This is a genomic window from Arthrobacter sp. Dra40, from assembly GCF_059091905.1.
Genome location: NZ_JBNHHB010000243.1, coordinates 1 through 7,217, shown reverse-complemented (window position 1 = coordinate 7,217; position 7,217 = coordinate 1). Strand labels below are relative to the sequence as shown.

The 7,217-nt window shown below is 66.2% G+C and carries 4 protein-coding genes and 1 tRNA gene; 1 reads left to right on the top strand and 4 read right to left on the bottom strand.

What is annotated here, in order from left to right:
- Positions 1-19: 19 nt before the first annotated feature.
- Positions 20-92, top strand: a tRNA-Arg gene (locus AC5RWT_RS32650).
- 452 nt (positions 93-544) lie between these two features.
- Here the strand turns inward: AC5RWT_RS32650 and AC5RWT_RS32645 are convergent.
- The 4 genes from AC5RWT_RS32645 to AC5RWT_RS32630 all read right to left on the bottom strand — a co-directional run.
- Positions 545-1,774 (bottom strand): ROK family transcriptional regulator, encoded by a 1,230-nt coding sequence (locus AC5RWT_RS32645; protein WP_494083847.1) that lies wholly within the window; start codon positions 1,772-1,774, stop codon positions 545-547.
- 153 nt (positions 1,775-1,927) lie between these two features.
- Positions 1,928-3,802 (bottom strand): ABC transporter ATP-binding protein, encoded by a 1,875-nt coding sequence (locus tag AC5RWT_RS32640; RefSeq protein ID WP_494083846.1) that lies wholly within the window; start codon positions 3,800-3,802, stop codon positions 1,928-1,930.
- A 149-nt stretch (positions 3,803-3,951) separates the two neighbouring features.
- Positions 3,952-6,261, bottom strand: a complete 2,310-nt coding sequence (locus tag AC5RWT_RS32635) for an FdhF/YdeP family oxidoreductase (RefSeq protein ID WP_494083845.1) — start codon at positions 6,259-6,261, stop codon at positions 3,952-3,954.
- Positions 6,262-6,312: 51 nt separating this feature from the next.
- Positions 6,313-7,217, bottom strand: a 905-nt coding sequence (locus AC5RWT_RS32630) for a formate dehydrogenase accessory sulfurtransferase FdhD (protein WP_494083844.1), incomplete at its 5' end; no start/stop codon positions are given.

Below are 7,217 nucleotides of genomic sequence, written 5' to 3'. Positions count from 1 at the left end.
AAGCTAAGCTTTTGGTGTTGCCCCCGTAGCTCAGGGGATAGAGCACCGCTCTCCTAAAGCGGGTGTCGGCAGTTCGAATCTGCCCGGGGGCACTTACCTGACATGGCTGTCCGCACGCCGTCAGCGACCGGTTCACACGCCGTCAGCAGCCGTTAAAACGCAGCAGGCCTCCGCCTGTGCAACCCCCCACGGAAGCACAGACGGTGGCCGGCTGTAGTGCATTTCCCACCGAGCCGCGGCAGGATCCCTGTCAGCCAGGGACCGCTGGTTCCGGCATCTTCCCGTTCGCCGGAGCCAGCAGCATTTTTCCTGCCACTTATTGGCTGACGACCGCGCCGTTCCCCTGAAGCACATTTACCCGCTCCGGGACCGTTCATTCCCCAGAGCGTGAGTACTCCAGGCACTGCCGTCACCTCATATCTAAATCGATTGGATTTAATAAAGCAACTTCTGCGGCAGGACTTGGCCTGTGCGGCGCGTTCATGACGAATCATCAACAGTGTGAAGCAGGAGGCAGCACGCGCCGGGCAAGGCCGAGCGTCGGCTAGTTGCCCAGCAGCAGTCCGCTGGCCTTGGGTGAAAGTGCGTCGTCGAGCACCAGGCAGGCACCGCCGATGGCGCCCACCTCGAATCCCAGCGAGGACGACACCACGTCGACTCCATGGATGGCGCGGGAGACAAACCGCTTGTTGATTTCTTCGCTCAATACCGGCAGCGCCAGTTCGTCCAGTCCGTCCCACAGCGGACCGCCGAAGATGACGCGGTCGACGTCAAGGATATTGACGAGCTGAGCCACCGTTCCGCCCACCAACTGAGCAGCCTTGCCGATGATCTCTGCGGCCGCCGGCTCGCCTTCGGTGGCCAGGCGGCGGAGCCTGACGATTTTTTCAGTGGCCTGGTGCCGGTCCCCCAGCACGGCGTCGGCCGGAAAGAGTCCTGCCGCCACGGCCTGCTGGAAGAGCGTGCCAAAGTTCAGGGCCATGCCCACACAGTTTCGCTTGCCGCAGTCACACAGCGGAACCTCGGCCTCGACGGGAAAATGACCGATCTCGCCGATGTTGCTGGACGCACCGCGCAGCACCTGGCCTTCGAGCGCCACGCCGGCACCCAACCCCGTGCCCAGATAGACGAAGAGGAAGTTCTCGGGCACCTGCCGCTCGCTGGCCCACAGTTCCGCCACGGCGGCGGCCGTTGTGTCCTTGTCCATGATCACCGGCAGGCCCATCAGGTCACGCAGTGGTTCGCGCAGCGGCACCGACGTCCATTCGCGCATCATCGGCGGGTCCACCACCGTGCCCTCGGATACATCGATGGGCCCGGGCGCAGCCAGACCGATGCCCAAGATCCGGTGCCGTGCAATGCCGGAGGCAGTGATGAGTTGTTCGGCCGCGGCGGCCAGGGCCGCGACGATGCCGTCCGGGTCGCCGGCGCCGGGAACGTCATGCCGGGCCCGCGCCACCACCTCGCCGTGGAGATTCAGCATGACCAGGGTCATGACGACCGGGTCAAGGTGGATACCGATGGCCAGACGGCTGGAAACCTCCAGCTGCAGCACCGTGCGCGGCTTGCCGGGGCCGCTGACGGTCTTGCGGTCCTCCCGCACCAGGCCTTCGTCCACCAGGCGGCGCACCACGTTCGAGATGGTCTGCGGGGACAGGCCGGTGCGCTCCACCAGTTCCACCCGCGCGATCCCCTCATGGGCCCGGCGGATGGCGTCCAGGATTACAGCCTGGTTGTAGCCGCCCAAGCGGCCCAGGTTGGTTCCGCGCTGCATCGCACCCGCTTTCCGCTTGTCTGGCGTAGGAAACCCCAGAGCAACTCTAACCATTGCCGGGCCCGAGCACACCCGTGGCGCGGCCATTGTGGCGCTGACCGGCCCGGCGCCTGCTGGCCGGCCGTCGGGCAGAGGTCAGCGGGGCAGCGGAGGTCAGCCCGCCACCGGGGTACCACTCAGGAACTGGGTGTGGTACAGCTCGGCATAGCGGCCTTCCACGGCCAACAACTGGGCGTGCGTGCCCTGTTCCACAATCCGGCCGCCCTCCACCACCAGGATCCGGTCCGCCGAGCGCACAGTGGACAGCCGGTGGGCAATGACGACGGCGGTGCGCCCCTCGAGTGCTTCGGTGAGCGCCGCCTGCACCGCGGCTTCGTTGGTGGAGTCCAGGGCAGCTGTCGCCTCGTCCAGAATGACCACCCGGGGGTGGCCCAGCAGCAGCCTGGCGATGGTCATCCGCTGGCGTTCGCCGCCCGAAAGCCGGTAGCCGCGCTCCCCCACCATGGTGTCCAGGCCATCCGGGAGGGTCCGGACCAGGTCCTCCAGCCGGGCCCGGCGCAGCACCTCCCAAATCTCATCGTCGCTGGCCTCCGGCCTTGCCAGCAGCAGGTTGGACCGGATGGTCTCGTGGAACAGGTGTCCGTCCTGGGTAACCATGCCGATGGTTGCGCGCAGTGCCTCGAAGGTCAGGTCGCGGACATCCGTGCCGGAGAGCTCAACTGACCCGGAGTCCACGTCGTACAGCCGGGCCAGCAGTTGGGCGATGGTCGACTTTCCGGCGCCCGATGAACCCACCAGCGCCAGCGTCTGGCCGGGTTCCACCCGGAAGCTGATCCCGTGCAGCACTTCCTCGCCGCCGCGGGCATCAAGGGTCGCCACCTCCTCCAGCGAGGCCAACGACACCTTGTCCGCGGACGGGTAGGCAAACCGCACGTCCTTGAATTCGACCGAGACAGGTCCCGGCGGTACGCCACCGGCGTCGTCCTTTTCCTTGATCAGAGGCTGCAAGTCCAACACTTCGAACACGCGCTCAAAGCTCACCAACGCGCTGGAAATCTCCACCCGGGCATTCGCCAGTGCCGTCAGCGGCGCGTACAGGCGGGTGAGCAGCAGCGCCAGCGTCACCACGTCCCCCGGATCCAGCTGGCCGATGATGGCGTAGAAGCCGCCCAGCCCGTAGACCAGGGCCAGCGCAAGCGCGGAAACCAGGGTCAGCGCGGTGACGAAGACCCACTGCATGACCGCGGTCCTGATGCCGATGTCGCGCACCCGCTGCGCCCGCACCTTAAACTCGCGGGATTCGTCGGCGGGCCGGCCGAACAGCTTGACCAGCGTGGCCCCGGGAGCGGAGAACCGTTCGGTCATCTGCGTGCTCATGGCGGCATTGTGGTCGGCAGTCTCACGCCGCAGCTCGGCCAACCTGCTGCCCATCCGGCGGGCGGGCAACAGGAAGACCGGCAGCATCAACAGCGCCAGCAGGGTCACCTGCCAGGAGGTGTTCAGCATGACGATCAGCGTCAGGATCAGCGCCACGACGTTGCTGACTACCCCCGAAAGGGTTCCGGCGAAGGCCCGCTGTGCACCGATGACGTCATTGTTGAGCCGGCTGACCAACGCACCCGTACGAGTACGCATGAAGAAGGCGATCGGCATTTTCTGGACATGGTCGAAGACTGCGGTTCGCAGGTCCAGGATGATGTCCTCGCCCAGGCGCGATGAGATCCACCGGGTCACCATGCTGAGGCCCGCGTCGGCGATGGCCACCAGGGCGATGACGACGGCGAGCCACGCCACTACCTCGATCCCGGTCCGGGCAACAATCGCGTCCACTACCCGGCCGGCCAGAACCGGGGTGGCAACGGCCAGTGCTGCTGTCACGACGGAGAGCACCACGAAGACCGCGATCTTGCCCTTATAAGGAGCGGCAAACGCAAAGGTGCGGCGTACGGTCTCGCGGGAAAAGGACTTCTGGTCCTTCGAATGCGAAAGCCGGTACAGCGAACTCCAGGCTGCACCTTCCATGGACATGATGGCTCCTTAGGGGCTGATGATCCTACTCAACCCTAGAACCATTCCGGGCGCCCTGCTGTTCCTGCCGGTGATCGTGCGGCCAAAAGCTGTCCTGGTTCGCTGGGGTGGCCTCCCCGGCCCCGCTCCCCGCCTTGCCCGGTTAGGCCTCAGCTAAGCTGCCGCTCCTCATGCGGAACGAAGCGCACTGTCATCGCCTTGAACCCCGGGGTGTTGGATTCGCGTGCCACGAGGTCGCGGTGGACCAGCGCGTTGGCTTCCGGGAAGTAGGCGGCCGCACAGCCGCGCGCGGTGGGATACGCCACCAGGCGGAACTCGTCGGCGCGGCGCTCGGCGCCCTTGAACGTGCTGATGACATCCACCAGGTCGCGGTCGGCGAAGCCCAGTTCGGCCAGGTCCTCCGGATGCACCAGGACGACCCGCCGGCCGTTGGAGATGCCGCGGTACCGGTCATCCAATCCGTAGAAGGTGGTGTTGTACTGGTCGTGGCTGCGAATGGTCTGCAGGATCAGATGGCCTTCGGGCGCCTCGAGGTACTCCAGCGGGCTGACCGTGAAGCGGGCCTTGCCAATGTCGGTGGCGAAGGATCGGGTATCGCGCGGCGGGTTGGGCAGCACGAAGCCGCTCTTGTTACGGATCCGGGTGTTGAAGTCCTCGAATCCGGGCAGCACCCGCGAAATGTGATCACGGATGACGTCGTAATCCTCCGCCATCGCCCGCCAGTCCACCGGGTGGTCGTCCCCGAAGGTCGCCTGGGCCATCCGGGCAACGATCACCGGTTCGGCCAGCAGATGTTCGCTGACCGGTTCCAGCCGTCCCTGCGTGGAGCGAATGACGGACATGGAGTCTTCCACCGACAGGAACTGGGCGCCCTTGGGGTGTTTGTCGTCCCGGTCGGTGCGGCCCAAGGTGGGCAGGATCAGCGAGGTCTTGCCGTGCACCACGTGCGAGCGGTTCGGCTTGGTCGATATATGCACCGTCAGGCCGGCCTTCTTCATGCCGTCTTCCAGCGCCTCGGTCTCCGAGTTGGCCAAGGCGAAGTTGCCGCCCATGGAGACGAAGACATCCACCTTGCCGTCGGCGAAGGCGTCGATCGCCTCGGTGGAATCGACCCCGTGTTCCCGGGGGGACGTGATGCCGAATTCCTTGTCCAGCGCGGCCAGCAACCATTCCTTCGGCTTTTCCCAGATGCCCATGGTGCGGTCGCCCTGGACGTTGGAGTGGCCGCGGACCGGGCAGGCGCCGGCCCCGGGCTTGCCGAAGTTGCCTTGCAGCAGCAGCAAGTTGATGATCTCGCGCAGGGTATCCACCGAATGCGGCTGCTGGGTCAGGCCCAGCGCCCAGCAAATGATGGTCGCCTTGGACTTGGCCAACAGCTTTGCGACCTTGGCGATGTCCAACCGGGACAATCCGGTCGCCTTCTCGGTTTCGGTCCAGTCGATGTGACGGCGGGCTTCGACGTAGTCCTCGAACCCTTCGGTATTCGCCTGAATGAACGCCTGGTCGACAACGGTGCCCGGGGCGCGGTCTTCTTCTTCCAGCAGCAGGTGTCCCAGCGCCTGGAACAGGGCAAGGTCGCCGCCGACCTTGATCTGCAGGAACTCGTCGGCCAACGCGGTGCCGCCGCGCAGCAGCCCGTCCACCGACTGCGGGTCCTTGAACGCCATGAGCCCGGTCTCGGGCAGCGGATTCACCGCCACGATGGTGCCGCCGTTGTCCTTGCATTCCTTGAGCGCCGAGAGCATGCGCGGGTGGTTGGTCCCCGGGTTTTGTCCGACCACGAAGATCAGCTCCGAGTGGTGGATGTCCTCGAGCGAGACGGTGCCCTTGCCGATGCCGATGGTCGGGTTCAGCGCGCTGCCGGAGGACTCGTGGCACATGTTGGAGCAGTCCGGCAGGTTGTTGGTGCCCAGCGAGCGCGCGAAGAGCTGGTACATGAACGCAGTCTCGTTGGCGGTGCGGCCGGAGGTGTAGAAGACGCAACGGTCCGGCGTGGTGGCCTTGATGCGTTCGCCGATCAGGGCGAACGCGTCCGACCAGGAGATCGGCGAATAGTGCGTCTCGCCCTCGCGGATGATCACCGGCTCGGTGATCCGGCCCTGCTGGCCCAGCCAGTACTCGGTTTTGGTGGAAAGCTCTTCGATCGAGTGCTTCGCCCAGAACTCGGGCGTGACGGTGCGTTTGGTGTTCTCTTCAGCGACGGCCTTGGCGCCGTTTTCGCAGAACTCGGCCGGCTTACGGGGGCCCGTGATGGATTCCGGCCACGCACAGCCCGGGCAGTCAAAGCCGCCACGATGGTTGATCCGCAGCAGCGACCGGGCGGTGCGGACGACGCCGGCCTGCTCAATGCCGCGCTCCAACGCAACCTTTACAGCCGAAAGACCGGCGGCAGCCTTCTTCGGTTCCTTAACCTTCAGGGTGCTTTCATCAATGTCATTCACGGGTCCGGGACGAGTCATGGCCCTAATGTATCCCGGCTCACACCGGTTTCTCGACACGGGCCACGGGTCTTACACGAAATTACCGACCGCGGTGCCCACGCGCGCCGGGTGCGCGTACACGTTGATGCTGCGGCCGCGGCTGAAGCCTGCCAGCGTCAGGCCAACCTTTTCTGCCAGCTCGACGGCGAGCGAGGACGGCGCGCTCACCGCTGAGAGGACGGGGATTCCTGCGAGATAGGCCTTTTGGACCAGCTCGAACGAGGCCCGGCCAGAGACCTGCAACACCGTATGCCGCAGCGGCAGCCTGCCCTCGCGCAGGGCCCACCCCACCACCTTGTCCACCGCGTTGTGGCGGCCCACGTCTTCGCGCAGACACAGCAGTTCACCCTCGTAGCTGAACAGGCCGGCGGCGTGGACGCCGCCGGTGCGCTCGAACACCTGCTGTTGTTCGCGCAGCCGGTCCGGCAGCTGCAGCAGGATATCCAGCCGTACCTCCGCGGCGTTGCCGGGGCCGTCCCCGCCCAGGGCCGGCCCCCCCGTGCCGTGGGCGCCGAAGGCAGCACCGCCGTCGTCATGCTGCAGCGGGAAACGGGAACGCTTGGTCACGGCGTCAATCGACGCGGTGCCGCAGATGCCGCATGCGCTGCTGGTGACCACTTGCCGGTCCAGCCGCGGATCCGGCAGCGCCACGCCGGGCGCCAACTGTGCCTCCACCACGTTGAAGGTCTGCCGGCCGTCCTCGTCCTCGCCGGCGCAGAAACGCAGGGAGAGCAGCTGTTCGGGAGACCAGACGATGCCCTCGGAGACCAGGAACCCAGCCACCAGGTCGAAGTCGTCGCCCGGGGTGCGCATGGTGATGGAGAACGCGCGGCCGGCCAGCCGGATTTCCAGCGGCTCTTCCACCGCCATCACGTCCTCGCGCCGGCGCGGCGGCGCGTCGAGACTGAGTTTGAGCACCTTGCGGCGCTGCGTCA